Annotated in this window: 15 protein-coding genes and 1 tRNA gene; 8 read left to right on the top strand and 8 right to left on the bottom strand. The window is 70.6% G+C overall.

What is annotated here, in order from left to right; all coding sequences use genetic code 11:
• Positions 1-9 precede the first annotated feature (9 nt).
• Both ACZ7L9_RS22635 and ACZ7L9_RS22630 read right to left on the bottom strand, forming a co-directional pair.
• A complete protein-coding gene (locus ACZ7L9_RS22635; protein ID WP_471417446.1) occupies positions 10-1,407 on the bottom strand; it encodes a GntP family permease in 1,398 nt (465 codons plus the stop codon).
• An 11-nt stretch (positions 1,408-1,418) separates the two neighbouring features.
• On the bottom strand, positions 1,419-1,928 hold the full coding sequence (locus tag ACZ7L9_RS22630; RefSeq protein ID WP_471417444.1) for a gluconokinase: 510 nt from the start codon (positions 1,926-1,928) through the stop codon (positions 1,419-1,421).
• Positions 1,929-2,072: 144 nt separating this feature from the next.
• Between ACZ7L9_RS22630 and ACZ7L9_RS22625 the strand changes: the two genes are divergently transcribed.
• Positions 2,073-2,774, top strand: a complete 702-nt coding sequence (locus tag ACZ7L9_RS22625; protein ID WP_471417442.1) for a FadR/GntR family transcriptional regulator — start codon at positions 2,073-2,075, stop codon at positions 2,772-2,774.
• 271 nt (positions 2,775-3,045) lie between these two features.
• Here ACZ7L9_RS22625 and phsA read toward each other — a convergent pair whose 3' ends face one another.
• Positions 3,046-4,875 (bottom strand): O-aminophenol oxidase PhsA, encoded by a 1,830-nt coding sequence (gene phsA / locus ACZ7L9_RS22620; RefSeq protein ID WP_471417675.1) that lies wholly within the window; start codon positions 4,873-4,875, stop codon positions 3,046-3,048.
• A 345-nt stretch (positions 4,876-5,220) separates the two neighbouring features.
• On the opposite strand from phsA, the gene ACZ7L9_RS22615 reads away from it, so the two are divergent.
• Both ACZ7L9_RS22615 and ACZ7L9_RS22610 read left to right on the top strand, forming a co-directional pair.
• Complete coding sequence (locus tag ACZ7L9_RS22615; protein WP_471417440.1) at positions 5,221-6,306, top strand: S-(hydroxymethyl)mycothiol dehydrogenase; 1,086 nt, start codon at positions 5,221-5,223, stop codon at positions 6,304-6,306.
• Entirely contained in the window at positions 6,306-6,935 is a 630-nt protein-coding gene (locus tag ACZ7L9_RS22610; protein ID WP_471417438.1) for an MBL fold metallo-hydrolase, read from the top strand. The genes ACZ7L9_RS22615 and ACZ7L9_RS22610 overlap by 1 nt, the downstream gene beginning before the upstream one ends.
• Positions 6,936-6,948: 13 nt before the next feature.
• Here ACZ7L9_RS22610 and ACZ7L9_RS22605 read toward each other — a convergent pair whose 3' ends face one another.
• A complete protein-coding gene (locus ACZ7L9_RS22605) occupies positions 6,949-7,884 on the bottom strand; it encodes a pseudouridine synthase (RefSeq protein ID WP_471417436.1) in 936 nt (311 codons plus the stop codon).
• 158 nt (positions 7,885-8,042) lie between these two features.
• A tRNA-Leu gene (locus ACZ7L9_RS22600) sits at positions 8,043-8,127 on the bottom strand.
• A gap of 190 nt (positions 8,128-8,317) precedes the next feature.
• Here ACZ7L9_RS22600 and ACZ7L9_RS22595 point away from each other — a divergent pair.
• From ACZ7L9_RS22595 to ACZ7L9_RS22585, 3 genes are all read left to right on the top strand, one after another.
• Positions 8,318-9,643, top strand: a complete 1,326-nt coding sequence (locus ACZ7L9_RS22595) for a M20/M25/M40 family metallo-hydrolase (RefSeq protein ID WP_471417434.1) — start codon at positions 8,318-8,320, stop codon at positions 9,641-9,643.
• 186 nt (positions 9,644-9,829) lie between these two features.
• Positions 9,830-10,063: a chaplin gene (locus ACZ7L9_RS22590; protein WP_471417432.1), complete on the top strand. Its 234-nt coding sequence runs from the start codon at positions 9,830-9,832 to the stop codon at positions 10,061-10,063.
• A 134-nt stretch (positions 10,064-10,197) separates the two neighbouring features.
• On the top strand, positions 10,198-10,938 hold the full coding sequence (locus ACZ7L9_RS22585; protein WP_471417429.1) for a chaplin: 741 nt from the start codon (positions 10,198-10,200) through the stop codon (positions 10,936-10,938).
• 87 nt (positions 10,939-11,025) lie between these two features.
• On the opposite strand, the gene ACZ7L9_RS22580 is transcribed toward ACZ7L9_RS22585, so the two are convergent.
• Positions 11,026-11,214 (bottom strand): DUF5703 family protein, encoded by a 189-nt coding sequence (locus tag ACZ7L9_RS22580; RefSeq protein WP_030918345.1) that lies wholly within the window; start codon positions 11,212-11,214, stop codon positions 11,026-11,028.
• 47 nt (positions 11,215-11,261) lie between these two features.
• On the opposite strand from ACZ7L9_RS22580, the gene ACZ7L9_RS22575 reads away from it, so the two are divergent.
• Positions 11,262-11,930, top strand: coding sequence for a hypothetical protein (locus ACZ7L9_RS22575; protein WP_471417427.1), 669 nt, complete (start codon positions 11,262-11,264; stop codon positions 11,928-11,930).
• 51 nt (positions 11,931-11,981) lie between these two features.
• Here ACZ7L9_RS22575 and ACZ7L9_RS22570 read toward each other — a convergent pair whose 3' ends face one another.
• Together ACZ7L9_RS22570 and ACZ7L9_RS22565 are read right to left on the bottom strand one after the other, a co-directional pair.
• Positions 11,982-14,303, bottom strand: coding sequence for a helix-hairpin-helix domain-containing protein (locus ACZ7L9_RS22570; protein ID WP_471417426.1), 2,322 nt, complete (start codon positions 14,301-14,303; stop codon positions 11,982-11,984).
• A complete protein-coding gene (locus ACZ7L9_RS22565) occupies positions 14,300-15,283 on the bottom strand; it encodes an aldo/keto reductase (protein WP_471417424.1) in 984 nt (327 codons plus the stop codon). Before ACZ7L9_RS22565 ends, ACZ7L9_RS22570 begins: the two co-directional genes overlap by 4 nt.
• A gap of 140 nt (positions 15,284-15,423) precedes the next feature.
• Here ACZ7L9_RS22565 and ACZ7L9_RS22560 point away from each other — a divergent pair, with 140 nt between their 5' ends.
• Positions 15,424-16,473 (top strand): LLM class F420-dependent oxidoreductase, encoded by a 1,050-nt coding sequence (locus ACZ7L9_RS22560; RefSeq protein WP_471417422.1) that lies wholly within the window; start codon positions 15,424-15,426, stop codon positions 16,471-16,473.

Below are 16,473 nucleotides of genomic sequence, written 5' to 3'. Positions count from 1 at the left end.
GGCCGCTCGCTAAAGGACCAGCGAGAGCAGCAGGATGAAGGCCAGCGAGACCACGGAAATGATGGTCTCCATCACCGACCAGGTCTTGATCGTCTGACCGACGTCCATGCCGAAGTACTCCTTCACCAGCCAGAACCCGGCGTCATTGACGTGGCTGAAGAAGAGCGAACCCGCGCCGACGGCGAGGACCAGCAGCGCGGCGTGGGACGCCGACATGTCGGCGGCCAGCGGGGCGACCAGACCGGCCGCCGAAATGGTGGCCACGGTCGCCGAGCCGGTCGCGAGCCGGATCGCGACGGCGATCAGCCAGCCCAGCAGCAGCGCCGGTATCGACCAGTCCTTGGAGAAGTCCAGGATCATCTGGCCCACACCGGCGTCGATGAGGGTCTGCTTGAAACCGCCGCCCGCACCCACGATCAGCAGCACACCCGCGATCGGGGCCAGGGACTTCTCGACGGTGGTGGAGAGCCGGCCCTTGGTGAAACCGGCCGCCCGGCCCAGCGTGAACATGCCGACTATGACGGCCGCGAGGAGCGCGATCAGCGGCGAGCCGATCACATCGGTGACCTTCTGGACGCTCTGCTCCGGGTTGTCCACGACGATGTCGACCAGGGCCTTGACGAGCATCAGCACGACGGGCAGCAGGATCGTCGCCAGGGTGGCGCCGAAGCTGGGACGCCGTTCCAGCTCCTCCGAGGGGCGCTGCGGAACCATCTTCTCCGGAGCCTGGATGTCCACCCAGCGCGCGGCGTAGCGGGAGAAGACCGGCCCGGCGATGATCACGGTCGGGATCGCGACCAGAACACCCAGCGCGAGCGTGATGCCGAGATTGGCGCCGAGGGCGTCGATCGCCACCAGCGGGCCGGGGTGCGGCGGAATCAGCCCGTGCATCACGGAGAGGCCGGCCAGCGCCGGGATACCGATCCGCATCAGGGAGTAGTTGCCGCGCTTGGCTACGAGCAGCACCACCGGGATCAGCAGCACGATCCCGACCTCGAAGAACAGCGGCAGACCGATGATCGAGGCGATCAGGACCATCGCCCACGGCATGGCCCGCCCGCTCGCCTTCGCCAGGATCGTGTCGACGATCTGGTCCGCGCCGCCGGAGTCGGCGAGCAGCTTGCCCAGAATGGCGCCGAGCGCGATGAGGACACCGACACCCGCGACGGTCGAGCCGAGGCCGGCGGTGAAGCTGGCGATCGTCTTCGCCGGTGCGGCACCGGCGAACGAGCCGAGCGCCAGCGAGCCGATGGTCAGCGCGAGGAACGCATGCAACTTGAACTTGGTGATGAGCAGAACGATGACGGCGATGCCCGCCAGTACGGCGATGCCCAACTGCGCGTTGCCTGCCGAAGTGATCGGTTCGACGGCGTCCGCTGCCAGCGTCTCGACGCTGAGACTGGTCACGGTGGTGATCCTTAGTTTTCGAGCCGGCGCAACGCGGCGGCGGCACGCTGGGTGATTTCTTCGGGGGTGCCGGACACATCGACCGAGACGCCGGCCTCGTCCTCCTGCAACGGCTGCAGGGTGGCGAACTGAGAGTCGAGCAGTGCGGTGGGCATGAAGTGGCCCTTGCGTTCCGCCATGCGCTTCTCGATCAGGGGCCGGTCGCCCGTCAGATGGAGGAAGACCGCGCCGGGGGCCTCGGCGCGCAGCCGGTCCCGGTAGACCCGCTTGAGCGCCGAGCTGCTCACCACCCCGCCGAGCCCCGCCCGGCCGTGCGCCCACTGGCCGATCGCATCGAGCCAGGGCCACCGGTCGGAGTCGTCCAGCGGGGTACCGGCCGACATCTTGGCGATGTTCGCCGCGGGATGGAAGTCGTCGCCCTCGGCGTACGGAACGCCGAGTTCGGCGGCGAGCAGGGGGCCGACCGTGGTCTTGCCGGTCCCTGCGACGCCCATCACCACGACGACGTGGGGGGTGCTCATTGGTGGTGCCTCGCTGTCTACTTCGATGTCTTCCTCGACATCGGTCCGTCGCGCTACTGAAACCCATACGTACGACTTATTCAAGATGTTGTGACGTAAACGTCGTATTTTTTGTTCCTGAAGGGCGCCCCGTAGGCTGTGCCCATGACCACACAGGGCCCTGGGCTGCATACACATGTGCTGGACACCCTGGGTCTGGAGATCGCCGCGGGGGAGCACCGCCCCGGCCAGGTACTGCGTACCGACGAGCTGGCCCAGCGCTTCGACGTATCGCGCACGGTCGTACGCGAAGTGATCCGCGTCCTCGAATCCATGCACCTCGTCGAGTCCCGCCGCCGCGTCGGCGTGACCGTACAGCCGACCGAGGCATGGAACGTTTACGATCCGCAGGTCATCCGGTGGCGGCTGGCCGGCGCCGACCGCCCGCGCCAGCTGCGCTCCCTGACCGTGCTGCGCTCCGCGATCGAACCGGTCGCGGCCGGCCTCGCCGCCCGCAACGCCACCCCGGAGCAGTGCTCGGCCCTCACCGAGTGTGCGCTCGGCATGGTCGCCACCTCGCGCGGCCAGCAGCTGGAGGGCTATCTGGAGCACGACATCGCGTTCCACCGGATCGTGCTGAACGCCTCCGGCAACGAGATGTTCGCTCGGCTCGGCGATGTCGTCGCCGAGGTCCTGGCGGGCCGTACGCATCACCAGGTCATGTTCGAGGACCCGGACCCGGCCGCGGTCACCCTCCACGTCCGGCTCGCCGAAGCGGTGCGCGAGGGCGACGCGGTGGCGGCGGAACGGCTGACGAAGGAGATCGCGGTGGGCGCCCTGCACGAACTGGACGTGCTCGCGCCCTGAGAGCCTGTCGGGTGACCTCTGATCGGGCGGCCGCGGCGTGGCACGCACGCTTCCGGCGTTGCCGAAATGCCCTAGTAGCTCCGCTACGAGGCCACCCCGGCGCCTTGGAATCGCACGCACCACGCCGCGTCCGCTTTCCGACCGAAGGTCACCCGACAGGCTCTGAGGCACGTACCGCGGACGTACGCGGAGGGCAGGCGGGTCCACGAGGCCTGAGACGGACGGCGGCCCCCGCGGAACGATCCCGCGAGGGCCGCCGGCAGAAGCCGGTTCAGCCGCTGTGCCCGTGGTGGCCGCCGTGCCCGGCGCCGTGGTCGAACTTCATCGCCTCGGGCGGCATCACGACGAACGGCCGCATCATGCCCATGTCCTCGTGCTCCAGCAGATGGCAGTGGTACATGAACCGCCCGTATGCCCCGTCGAACTTTCCGAGCACCTTCACCAACTGCCCCTGAGGCACCCGGAAGACGTCCTTCCAGCCCTGCTCGTTCGGTGCCGTGGGGATCTTGGTGGTGTGGTCGAACGCCACGGGCGAGCGGGTTCCGCCGAGCGCCGGATCGAAGCCGTCCAGCGTGTACGCCTCCCGGCCCATCACCTGGAAGTCCGTCAGGTGAATGTGCATCGGATGCGTCGGGGCGCCCAGATTGAGGAACGACCACTGCTCGTACGTGTTCTGACCGACCGTGAACCCGAGCCCGTCGTTGAAGGTCCGGGCGATCCTGCGGTACGTGCGCACCGTGCCGTCCTCGCCCTGCACCTGGATGACACCGTCCGATGGCACCTCGACGCCGGCGTCCTCGACCTCCGCCATCTCCCAGATCTCCGGGTGGCCGCCGCCCCCGACCGTGCCCGGTGCCGTCAGCACGACGAGCCGGTGCCCGTGCTCCACCTGGCCGTGCTCGTACCGCCGGAAGGAACCGGACAGCACCTCGGGCAGCTCGAAACCGTCCCGTCGCCCCGTCTCCCGTACCCGGAACTCCATCACCTGCGGGAACGGCACGCTCGCCGCCGGGTCCGGCACCCCCGCCGCGAGCCCGCCCCGGTTGACCAGGCGGACCCGGCGGCCGGCCAGCGCCGAGAAGTCGATCAGCAGATCCATCCGCTCGGCCGGGGTGATCGTGAGCTTCGGCAGTACCTCGTCGAAGTCGACCGGTACGGGACGCGGCAACAGCCCGCCGTCGCTGCCGATCTGCCGGATCACGCCCGGGACCGGGTTGTTCTCGTCGTCGACCAGCACCAGATCGTAGATCCGGGCATTGGAGGCGTTGACGAGCCGGAAGCGGTACCAGGCGTCGTCCACGTCGAGGTGCGGCCAGATGCGGCCGTTGACGGTCGTGTACGGGCCGAGGAACGGGATGGACACCGGCTTCCCGGTCTCCGGGTCCGCCTCGACGACCACCGTTGTCTTGTGCAGCAGCCGCCCGTTGAGCCGGCCGTCCTCGTCGGTGTCCAGGTTCCGGTCGGCGAGGATCAGCGGCACCTCCCGCTCGCCGGACGGCAGACCGAGCGCGTCCTCCTCGTCGTCCCTGATCAGATACGTGCCGACGAGCCCCGCGTACACATTCCACCGGGTGATGTTCATGGCGTGGTCGTGGTACCACCACTGGGCGGCCTGGTGCTCGTTCGGGTACTCCGACAACTGCGCGTCGCCGAAGCCGACGGCGTTGTCCGCCCAGCCGTCGTTCCCGCCGCCGGTCTGCGCACCGTGCAGGTGCGTCACCGTCCAGGCGGGCAGCGCGGCGACATCCGCGTTCGGTTCGGCACCGTCGCGTCCCGGCCGGTTGTGCGGGGCCGGCTCGCCCTGCTTCACCGGGCCGACCTCCACGGCGGTGACCGGGTACTCGCTTCCCCTGGGGACGCGGTTCGTCCAGGCGATCCTGATCCGCTCCCCGCGCCGCACCTCGATGGTCGGCCCGGGCACCGTGCCGTTGTATCCCCACATCAGGGTCGGCGGCAGTTGCGCGTGCAGCCGCACCCAGGTGGGCGACACGGTGATCTCGGTCTCGCGCAGCACATCGCCGCTCTGCGGGCGCAGCACCGGCGGTACGGGCAACGCGTCGGTGTACGGCACGAGTCCGCCGACCGGCGCCCCGAGCGCCACCGCTCCGGGAACCGGTCCCGGCCCGTCGGCCTGTCGGCTGATCTTCTCCGTGGTCTCGGCAATCTCGGTCAAGGTACTTCCCCCATGATCCGTAATTCCTCTGCCGGTGGACCGTGGAACCCCTGCCCCCGCAGGTATCGGTTCCGTGGCCCCTCTGTATCAAAGGACACCTTGGAACCCGGTGCAGTTCAGCAGTTCGCCCCATCTGACCGGATCCGGTACATCCCACCGGGTGGACGGCAGCCGTTTCCCGCCAAGGCGGCGCGCCGCCGTGACACCCTCGTGGGGCGTACGGTTGTTCGTGTTCGATCTTCACCACATGACGAAAAAAAGGGAGACCAGGGTATGTCGCAGCAGGTGCAAGGGGTCATCGCACCGGGGAAGAACGAGCCGGTACGGGTCGAGACGATCGTCGTCCCGGACCCGGGCCCCGGCGAGGCCGTGGTGAAGATCCAGGCGTGCGGCGTCTGCCACACCGATCTGCACTACAAGCAGGGCGGCATCAACGACGAGTTCCCGTTCCTGCTCGGCCATGAGGCCTCGGGCGTGGTGGAGTCCGTCGGCGAGGGCGTCACGGACGTCGCGCCCGGTGACTTCGTCATCCTCAACTGGCGTGCCGTGTGCGGGCAGTGCCGTGCGTGTCTGCGCGGCCGCCCCTGGTACTGCTTCAACACCCATAACGCGAAGCAGAAGATGACACTGCTCGACGGTACGGAGCTGTCGCCGGCGCTGGGCATCGGCGCGTTCGCCGAGAAGACCCTGGTCGCCGCAGGCCAGTGCACCAAGGTCGACCCCGAGGTCTCGCCGGCGGTCGCGGGGCTCCTCGGCTGCGGCGTGATGGCGGGCATCGGCGCCGCCATCAACACCGGGCAGGTCGGCCGCGGCGACTCGGTCGCCGTGATCGGCTGCGGCGGCGTCGGTGACGCGGCGATCGCCGGTGCCCGGCTGGCCGGCGCGGCGAAGATCATCGCCGTGGACATCGACGACCGCAAGCTGGAGACGGCGAAGACGATGGGCGCCACGCACACCGTCAACTCCCGTTCCGCCGACCCGGTCGAGGCGATCCGCTCCCTGACCGAGGGCAACGGCGCGGATGTCGTCATCGAGGCGGTCGGCCGTCCCGAGACGTACAAGCAGGCCTTCTACGCCCGCGACCTGGCCGGCACCGTCGTCCTCGTCGGCGTCCCCACCCCCGAGATGCAGCTCGAACTCCCGCTGCTCGACGTGTTCGGCCGCGGCGGCTCGCTCAAGTCCTCCTGGTACGGCGACTGCCTGCCCTCGCGCGACTTCCCGATGCTCATCGATCTGCACCAGCAGGGCCGGATCGACCTCGGCGCGTTCGTCACCGAGACCATCGGACTCGGCGACATCGAGCAGGCCTTCGCCCGGATGCACGAGGGTGACGTGCTGCGCTCGGTGGTGGTCCTCTGATGGCCGCCCGTATCGACCACCTCGTCACCTCCGGCACCTTCGCCCTCGACGGCGGCGAGTGGGACGTCGACAACAACGTCTGGATCGTCGGCGACGACACCGAGGCGATCGTCATCGACGCCGCCCATGACGCGGCCGCCATCGAGGCCGCGCTGAACGGCCGTACGCTGCGCGCCATCGTCTGCACGCACGCGCACAACGATCACATCGATGCGGCCCCGGCCCTCGCCGCCGCCACCGGTGCGCCGATCCTGCTCCACCCCGACGACCTGCCGCTGTGGAAGCAGACCCACCCGGACCGCGCCCCGGACGGCGAACTGGCCGACGGCCAGGAGCTGGAGATCGCCGGGACGACGCTCCAGGTCCTGCACACCCCCGGCCATGCCCCCGGCGCCGTCTGTCTGTACGCCCCCGAGCTGTCCACCGTCTTCACGGGCGACACGCTCTTCCACGGTGGACCGGGCGCCACCGGACGGTCCTTCTCCCACTTCCCGACGATCGTCGCGTCGATCAGGGACCGACTGCTCGCCCTTGCGCCGGAGACCACCGTCCGCACCGGACACGGCGACTCCACGACCATCGGCGCGGAGGCCCCTCACCTGGACGAATGGATCGCCCGCGGTCACTGACGACCGCGGCCGCTCACCGGTCCGGCCACGCGGAGAGCCGCAGCCCGCTCTCGAAGCGGCGCGGCCGGCCCGTGACCGGATCGGTGAACTCCAGTACCCGGGCGAGGAGTTGGAGGGGCTGCGACCAGTCGTCGGCGGCACCCTCCGGCCGGACCACCGGGTAGACGGGGTCGTGGACGAGCGGCACCCCCAGGCTGTTCATGTGGACGCGCAGCTGATGGGTGCGCCCAGTGGCGGGCAGCAGCCGGTAGCGGCCGAGCCCCGCCCGGTGTTCCAGCAGCTCGATCCGGCTCTCACTGTTCGGCTCGCCCGGCTCCTCGCGGGCGGCGATGACCCCGCGCTCCTTCACGATGTGGCTGCGCACGGTCCGCGGAAAGGCCAGGCCGGGGTCGTGCGGTGCCACCGCCTCGTACTCCTTGCGCACCAGACGGTCCCGGAACAGCGTCTGGTACGCGCCCCGCTCCTCGGGCCGTACGACGAACAGGACGAGGCCCGCGGTCAGCCGGTCCAGCCGGTGCGCGGGCTGCAGTCCGGGCAGGTCCAGCTCGCGGCGCAGCCGGGCCACCGCGGTCTCGGTGACGTGCCCGCCGCGCGGTGTCGTCGCGAGGAAGTGCGGTTTGTCGGCGACGACCAGGTGCTCGTCGCGATGGACGACACCGACCGGGAACGGCACCGGTTCCTCCGGCGCGAAATCCCGGTGGAACCAGATGTACCGGCCCGCCGCGTACGGCTCGTCGGCGAAGACCCGGCCCGCTACGGAGACGAACCGGCCCTCGGCGAACATGGCGTCCACCCGCGCCACCCCGATCGCCCCCGCGAACCGTGCCAGCAGATGATCGCGGACCGTCGCCCACCGCCCGTCCGGATCCTCCGGGAGCCTCAGCCGCACCGGATCGATCCCGTCCCGCTGGGGCAGCGGCGCCGATGGGGGTTTCGCGCGTCCCCTCATCGGGGCGCGCCGACCGGTACGACGGTGAACATGGTGCGGGCTCCTCCTGTCGTCTCCCGGGGTATCCGCACAGTATCGCCCGTTCCGCCCGCCCGCCGGGGCTCGCCCCCCAACGCGAAATGCCGACCAGGATCGCTCCTGACCGGCATTTCGATCTGTGTCCGAGGGGGGACTTGAACCCCCACGCCCGATAAAGGGCACTAGCACCTCAAGCTAGCGCGTCTGCCATTCCGCCACCCGGACAAGGTGTCTGTCTCGCGGGCCCGGCCCGTTCCGACGTGGAAAACAATAGCAAACATCCGGGGGTGCTCGATCACGCCGGGGGAGGCGTCAGGCCCTGTGGGCGCATGACGAGAGGTGGGGGGCCTTGGGCGCGCGGGCCCGGCGCGGGAGGATGAGGGGGAGCACCACAGCGACAGTGGAAGGAAGCAGTGTGAGCGAGACGAACACGGCCCGGACCGTCTCGGGCGAGGACGAGGTCGTGGACCTCTGTCGTGAGCTGATCCGGATCGACACCAGCAACTACGGGGACCACTCGGGGCCTGGGGAGCGGCGCGCCGCCGAGTACGTCGCGGAGAAGCTCGCCGAGGTCGGGCTGGAGCCGCAGATCTTCGAGTCGCACAAGGGCCGGGCCTCGACCGTTGCGCGGATCGAGGGCGAGGACCCGTCCAGGCCCGCCCTGCTGATCCACGGCCACACCGATGTGGTTCCGGCCAATGCCCACGACTGGACGCACCACCCGTTCTCGGGCGAGGTCGCGGACGGCTGTGTGTGGGGCCGTGGTGCGGTCGACATGAAGGACATGGACGCGATGACCCTCGCGGTCGTCCGCGACCGGATGCGCAGCGGCCGCAAGCCTCCGCGCGACATCGTGCTGGCCTTCCTCGCCGACGAGGAGGCGGGCGGTACGTACGGCGCGCGGTATCTCGTGGACGAGCACCCCGGCCTCTTCGAGGGCGTCACCGAGGCGATCGGCGAGGTCGGCGGCTTCTCCTTCACGGTGAACGAGAAGCTGCGGCTCTACCTCGTCGAGACGGCCGAGAAGGGCATGCACTGGATGCGGCTCACCGTCGACGGCACGGCGGGCCACGGCTCGATGACCAACGACGACAACGCGATCACCGAGCTCTGCGAGGCGGTCGGACGGCTGGGCCGGCACAAGTGGCCGGTCCGGGTGACCAAGACCGTACGGTCCTTCCTCGACGAGCTGTCCGACGCGCTCGGCACCCCGCTCGACCCGGAGGACATGGACGCCACGCTCGCCAAGCTGGGCGGCATCGCCAAGATGATCGGCGCCACGCTCCGCAACTCCGCCGCTCCCACCATGCTCGGCGCCGGCTACAAGGTGAACGTGATCCCCGGCCAGGCCACCGCCCATGTCGACGGCCGTTTCCTGCCCGGTTTCGAGGACGAGTTCCTGGCCGACCTGGACCGGATCCTCGGCCCGCGGGTGAAGCGCGAGGACGTGCACGGGGACAAGGCGCTGGAGACCAGTTTCGACGGCTCGCTCGTCGACGCGATGCAGATCGCCCTGAAGGCGGAGGACCCGATCGCGCGTGCGGTCCCCTACATGCTCTCCGGCGGTACCGACGCCAAGTCCTTCGACGATCTCGGCATCCGCTGCTTCGGGTTCGCCCCGCTGAAGCTGCCGCCGGAGCTCGACTTCGCAGGCATGTTCCACGGTGTGGACGAGCGTGTGCCGGTGGACGGGCTGCAGTTCGGCGTGCGCGTGCTCGACCGTTTCATCGACAACTGCTGAGTCTGCGCAGCGCTCCCGTCCGGACTCCGCTGATTTTCCGCCGATTCTCCGCGCCAACAATCGCCAGCATGTGCGTACGTGACCGGAACGAGTGAAAGGAACCATACGCTCGTAGCCCGATTCCCCCTTCTTCGTTACAAGTGATGCGGTCCGCGGCTGGGACCGCATTGCCAACTAGGAGGAATAGTGATCAAGAAGATCGTCGCTGCTGCGGCTGTCACTGGTGGTCTGGTGCTCGCCGGTGCGGGCATGGCCGTCGCGGACTCCGGTGCCCAGGGCGCCGCTGTCGGCAACCCCGGCGTGGTCTCGGGCAACACCGTTCAGGCCCCGATTCACGTGCCGGTGAACGTGTGTGGTAACGCGATCTCCGCGATCGGGCTGCTGAACCCCAACTTCGGCCACACCTGCGGCAACGCCTGATGTTGTGCGTCAACCCGTAAGGGTTTGAATCCGGTCGGCCCCGGGGTGCACGCCATGCACTCCGGGGCCGCTGGGTAGTCCGCCCCCGCTCAAGTCCGGGGGTATCCCGGAAGGTAGAAGGCAGGAAACAATCTATGCGACAGGTCACGCGTAAAGGCCTGATCACCATGGCGGCCGCAGGCGGAGTCCTCGCGCTGAGCGGCGGTTATGCGCACGCCGACGCAGGAGCGACCGGCGGCACATCGAATTCCCCGGGGGTGCTTTCAGGGAATTCGGTCCAGGTCCCGGTCCATGTACCGGTCAACGTCTGCGGCAACTCCGTGAGTGTCGTGGGACTGCTCGACACGGCGGCGGGAAACGCCTGTGGAAACGGTTCGCACAGCGCCGCTTCGGGCAGGCACGCCTCGGGCAGCCAGGTGTCCGGCGACCTGACCCAGGCGACCCGGACGGGGACCGGCAAGCACCGGGCCGTCACGAGCGACACCGGGAGCGGGGCGACAGCTGAGGGGGTCGCGCAGGGCTCGCCCGGTCTGCTTTCGGGCAACAACATCGCGGTGCCCATCGACATCCCCGTGAACGCCTGCGGGAACAGCGTCACCATCGGTGGACTGCTCAACCCCGCCTCGGGCAACGAGTGCGGAAACGGTACGGACGTCGTCACGCCTCCGGTCGGCACGCCGGTCACCCCGGTCACCGAGGACAAGCCCCCGGCACCCGGAGTGCGAACCGTGCACAACGCACTCGAGACACAGGGCGTCGCCGAACTCGCACACACCGGAGCGGGCGGGCTCGGCCTCCTGGTCCCGGCGAGCGCGGGCCTGCTGCTGGCGGGTGCGGGCACGGTGCTCTACCGCCGCGCCCGGACGTCCGCATAGCGGATCGAGGAGCCGACGCAGGCACGGCAAAAGGAGCGGGTCCCGCGACGGCGGGGCCCGTTCCGTTTCACCGGATGACCCGCGGTCTCACCAGGTGGCCCGTAGCTGGCGGATGATCCGTCGGCGCAGCCGCACTCTGCGGCTGCCGTCACGGCGCAGCGTCAGCCGGTCCAACTCCCAGTGCCCGTACTCGGCATGGTCGGTCAGCAGGCGGGCCGTCTCCTTCCGGGACACCCCGCGCGGCACGTACACATCGACAAATTCGTATTCCGGCATCGCATCTATTGTGCGGGCAGAGCCCGTCTACGGATAGCGTCTGCACCATGTCTGATGCTGCGCAGCCCACCGCTGCCGAGGTACGCGCCGCCGCCGAAGCGATCAAAGCCGCGCTCGACCATCACCTCGAGGCGGTCGAACGCCGATCGGGGGACGACGATCCGGCCGTCTATGAAGCGTTCAACGCACTGGCCGCCGCTGCCGAGTTCTACGACGAACTGCTCTACGACCGCTACGACGAGGTCACCCCCTTCGAGATTCCCGGTGCGGATGACTCCCTGCCGCCGTACGCCGGCCCCGAGGAGCCGAACGCGCTCAGCGTCCTCATCCGGCGTGACTACGCGGTGGTGGAGCCGCCGAGGCTGCTCGCACAGGCCCAGCGGATCGCCGACCTCGATCCGGACGACCACGGCGGCGGGAGCGTCGGGGGCGTCGGGGGCGTCGGCTCCAGCGTCCACGCGGCGCTCGGAGTGCTCTTCGGCGAGTACGAACCGGACGAGATCGCTTCCCGTCACATGGAGTTCGGGCTGGAGGAGGGCGACTCCACGCTCTGGGTCACGGCGGCCGAGGAGCTTCCCGAGGCGGGGGAGTGGCTCGGCGCACCGTTCGACGACGCGGATCCGCAACTGGTGGTCTGCCGCTTCGACGTCAGCGCGGTCTTCGACGAGGACGGAACGGACGAGCAGCCGGCCGGCCTGGTGGTGGACAGCTCCTGACCCGTCCGTCGGACGGGCTCTGAGCCGAGCCCGTCCGACTGCGGGGCCCGGTCATCGGGCCGATGCCTCCAGCAGGGTGCGCAGTCGCGTCGTGCGGTCCTGCGCCGGCGACTGGGCGACCGCGCGCTGGAGCGCCTGATCCACCCCGTGCACGACGGACAGATGCCGCTCGGCGCGGCTGAAGGCGGTGTACACCCATGGGCGGCTCAGCGCCTGCGCGGCGTCACCGGGCAGCACGACGACCACGGCGGGCCATCGCATACCGGCGGCCTGATGGGCGCTGAGGGCCCAGCCGTGCCGTACGGACGACTCCACCCGCTCCTGAGGTACGACGAGCTTCGTGCCCCCGCAGTCCAGGTGCAGCCCCTCGGCGTCGGCCGAGACGACCACCGCGGGCAGCGTCCTGCCGGGGGCCGGGACATGGACGACGCGGTCGCCGGGGTCGAAGCCGCCGAACCGCCCGGGACCGGGGTTGATCCGCTCCTTGAGCGCCGCGTTCAGAGCCCGGGTGCCCGCCGAGCCGCCGTGGCCGACGGTGATCACCTGGGTGTCGGCCGACGGTACGCCGATGGCGCGCGGCACCGAGTCGGCGACCAGCTGCACGGCCCGGTGCACCGCCTCGCCGGCATCGCGCACGGGCACGATCACCACTTCCTTGCCGGGCGCGGTGACCTGATTCAGCTCTCCGATGCCGATGCCGGAGACCAGTTCGCCGATCGGTCCCGGATCGGGGGTACGGGAAACGATCTGCGGGCAGGCGCGGGCCGCCAGCACATCCGCGAACACCCGTCCCGCGCCGGCCGAGCCCAGCACGCCGGGATCGCCGCTGAGCACCAGCCGGGTGCCGTCACTCAGGGACTCCACGAGGATCGCGGCGGTCTCGACGTCCAGCTGCGGGGCGTCCAGCACGACGAGCAGGTCGACGGCGATCGCCCCCTCCTCGTCCCGCCCCGGGCCCTGCGCGCCGGAGAGCAGACCGGCGAGGGTGGCGGCCGCCGACGGATCGCCGGTCGCCTCGGCCAGCCGGTGCCTGCCGTCCAGGCTGTGCACGGCGCCCAGGGCGCGCAGTCCGAGGCCGCGGGCAGCGCTGATCAGCGCCGCGGGTTCGGCCCTGGCCGCCTCGCCGCCGGTGTGCGCCACCAGTCCGTGGGCCGCGACCGCATGGATCAGCTCGGCCGCCGACGGGGAGCCCGCGGCCGTGGCCGCCGCCGTCCAGTCGGCGTCCTTCTCGCAGGCGTCGACCAGCCGGGCCAGCCCGTCGGCGAGGCTTTCCTCGGCGAGCGCGTACCGGTCGAGACCCAGCAGCACCGGTACGGGTTCCTGCCCGGACCGTTCCTCCGCGCTCTCCCCGGCCTCCGCGGGTGCTCCGGGCTCCTGGTCTCCCTCGTCCTCCTGGCCGTCCTGGCCGTCCTGGAAGACCAGGACGACGCCCTCGGCGACGGCGTGCTCGACGGCCGCCGCGGGGTCGCTCACCGCGCGCTCGGCGAGCGCCGCACGGACCGCCGTCACGTCCAGTGCCGTATGGCCCTGGAGCGCGGCCCGCTCCAGCAGCCAGCCGACCAGGGCCGCCGTCCGGCGCTGGTCGTCCGGACCGCACTCGGCGCCCAGCAGGGCCCGTGCGAAACCGTCGGCCTGCTCCGGTCCGACTCCCGGCACGGCCAGCAACTGCCAGGGGTCCTCGTGCAGGGTGCCGGCCGCCTGCGCACCGAGGGTCTGCGCCGCCGGGGCCGCCAGCGCTCCGGGAGCCCCGCCCTCTGCCAGTACGGCGGCCACCGCTGCCACCGCCTCCGGCGAGGGGCCCTGTGCAACCGGGGCCGGCCCGGGCGCCCGGGTTCGGGCCGGCGCGGGCGCGGGAGCGGTTCGGCGGGGGGCGGCGGGTCCGGGCGATTCGAAGAACGCGGCGGAGGGCTTCTCGCCGCTCTCCACGGCACGTACGGCCGCCAGCAGATCGGCCGCCTTGCCACTCAGCTTCGCACCGGCGGCGATGGGGCCCGCCTTTTCCGCCTTGCGCTTCTCGATCCGTTCCCGGAGCTCACGCTGGGCGGCCAGTTCGGCCTCCGCCTCGGAGAGCGGGGCGCCGTCGGTGACCGCCTCGTCCACGGCGCCGTCGGCCCCGGCTGTCGCGTCGGTGGTGCCGTCGGGCTCGGCGTCGGCATCGGCATCGGCTGTTCCGTCGGTTTCGGTGGCCCGGTGGTCGTCACCGTCCGTCTCCGCGGCATCGACGGCGTCATCGGCCGTCGGCGATCCCTCGTCCGCCTCGTGCCCCTCGTCCGGTGCGGACGGGGCGGGCACGGCCGCCGAGGGGTCCGCGACGACGCAGGTGTCGTCGGCGGCCGGGGAGCCGGGGGTTTCCCCCCGGGGAAGCGCAGTCACAGCGTGCTCCAGTCCTGGTCGGGATAGCGGTGCACGGGCGCCGACACATCGTCGAGCGCCTGGCAGATCTCGTCAGGAAGACTAAGCGCCTCCACCGACAATGCCTCCGTGAGCTGCTGAGCGTTGCGCGCACCGACGATCGGGGCCACCACCCCGGGCCGGTCCCGTACCCAGGCGAGGGCCACCTGGAGCGCCGTCGTGGCCAGGCCGTCGGCCGCGGTGGAGACCGCGTCCACGATCCGGCTCGCCGGGTCGTCGAGATACGGCTCGACGAACGGGGCCAGCAGCTCCGAGGCGCCGCGCGAGTCCGCCGGGGTGCCCGTCCGGTACTTGCCGGTCAGGACACCCCTGCCCAGCGGGGAGGAGGGCAGCAGCCCCACGCCCAGATCGCGTGCGGCCGGCAGCACCTCGCGTTCCACGCCCCGCTGCAACAGGGAGTACTCCATCTGGGTGCTCGCCAGCCGGGTGCGCACCCCGGGCGAGGCGAGCTGCCAGGTCGCCGCCTTGGCCAGCTGCCAGCCGCAGAAGTTCGACACCCCCGCGTACCGGACGCGGCCGGTGGAGACCGCCAGGTCCACCGCCTGAAGGGTCTCCTCCAGCGGGGTCACCGGGTCGAAGGCGTGGATCTGCCACAGGTCCACGTAGTCCGTGCCGAGCCGTTCCAGGGAGGCGTCCAGCGCGGCCAGCAGATGGCCGCGCGAGCCGTTGAACCGGCGGTACGGGTCGGCCACGCTGCCGGCCTTCGTGGCGATGACCAGATCCTGCCGCGGCACCAGGCCCTCGGTCAGCCGCCCGAGCAGATATTCGGCCTCCCCACCGCCGTACACATCGGCCGTGTCGACCAGCGTGCCGCCCGCTTCCCAGAAGGCTTTCAGCTGTTCGGCAGCGTCGTGCTCGTCGGTGTCCCGGCCCCAGGTGAGGGTGCCGAGCCCGATCCGGGACACTCGAAGGCCGGTGCGGCCGAGATGCCTCTGCTCCATGTGCGCTGAGATTACTGGCCAGAGCCCCACCGGGCGGAAGCCTGTGGATAACCCGGTACCAAGTCGCCCCTGCCGGAACCCGTTGCCGCGCGCTAGAGTCCGGAGCTCAGGGACGTTACTGATCAGTAAGGGGAGCGGCTATGCGGCTCGGCATCAATCTCGGTTACTGGGGTGCGGGAATGGACGGCGACAACCTCGCCGTCGCGCAGGAGGCCGACCGGCTCGGATACGACGTCTGCTGGGCGGCGGAGGCGTACGGCTCCGACGCGCCGACCGTGCTCGCCTGGGTCGCCGCCCGGACCGAGTCCATCGACGTCGGCTCCGCGATCATGCAGATCCCGGCCCGCCAGCCCGCGATGACGGCGATGACCGCCGCCACCCTCGACTCGCTCTCCGGCGGCCGGTTCCGGCTCGGCCTCGGCGTGTCGGGGCCGCAGGTCTCCGAAGGCTGGTACGGCGTCAAGTTCGACAAGCCGCTGGCCCGCACCCGGGAGTACGTCGAGATCGTCCGCAAGGCGATGTCCCGTGAGCGGCTGTCGTACGAGGGGCAGCACTGGACGCTCCCGCTGCCGGACGGTCCGGGCAAGCCCATCAAGCTCACCGTCCACCCGCAGCGCGAGCACATTCCGCTCTACATCGCCGCGATCGGCCCGAAGAACCTGGAACAGACCGGCGAGATCGCCGACGGCGCGCTGCTCATCTTCCCCTCGGCGGAACACCTCGAGGACACCGCCCTGAGGTATCTGCGGGCGGGCCGCGAGAAGGCCGGGAAGACCATGGAGGGCTTCGACGTCTGCCCGACCCTTCCGCTCGCCGTCGGTGACGACGTCAACGGCCTCGCGGACATGTTCCGTCCGTACACCGCGCTGTACGTGGGCGGCATGGGCAGCCGCAAGCAGAACTTCTACAACCAACTCGCACAGCGCATGGGCTACGAGAAGGAAGCCGCCGAGATCCAGGACAAGTACCTGTCCGGCGACAAGAGCGGCGCCGCCGCCGCCGTCCCGCACCAGCTGATCGACCAGACCACGCTGCTCGGTCCGGTGGAGCGGATCGCCGAACGGATGCAGGCGTATGCCGCGGCGGGGGTCACGACGCTGACCCTGGCTCCGGCCGGGTTCACGCTCGACGAGCGGATCACGGCTCTGCGGGCCGGCACGGAGGCGCTGGAGCGGTCCGGGCTCGCGTAG

The organism is Streptomyces sp. NPDC111516 (assembly GCF_055635345.1).
The sequence above is the reverse complement of the archived record's forward strand: the minus strand, read 5'-3'. Positions and strand labels throughout refer to the sequence as shown.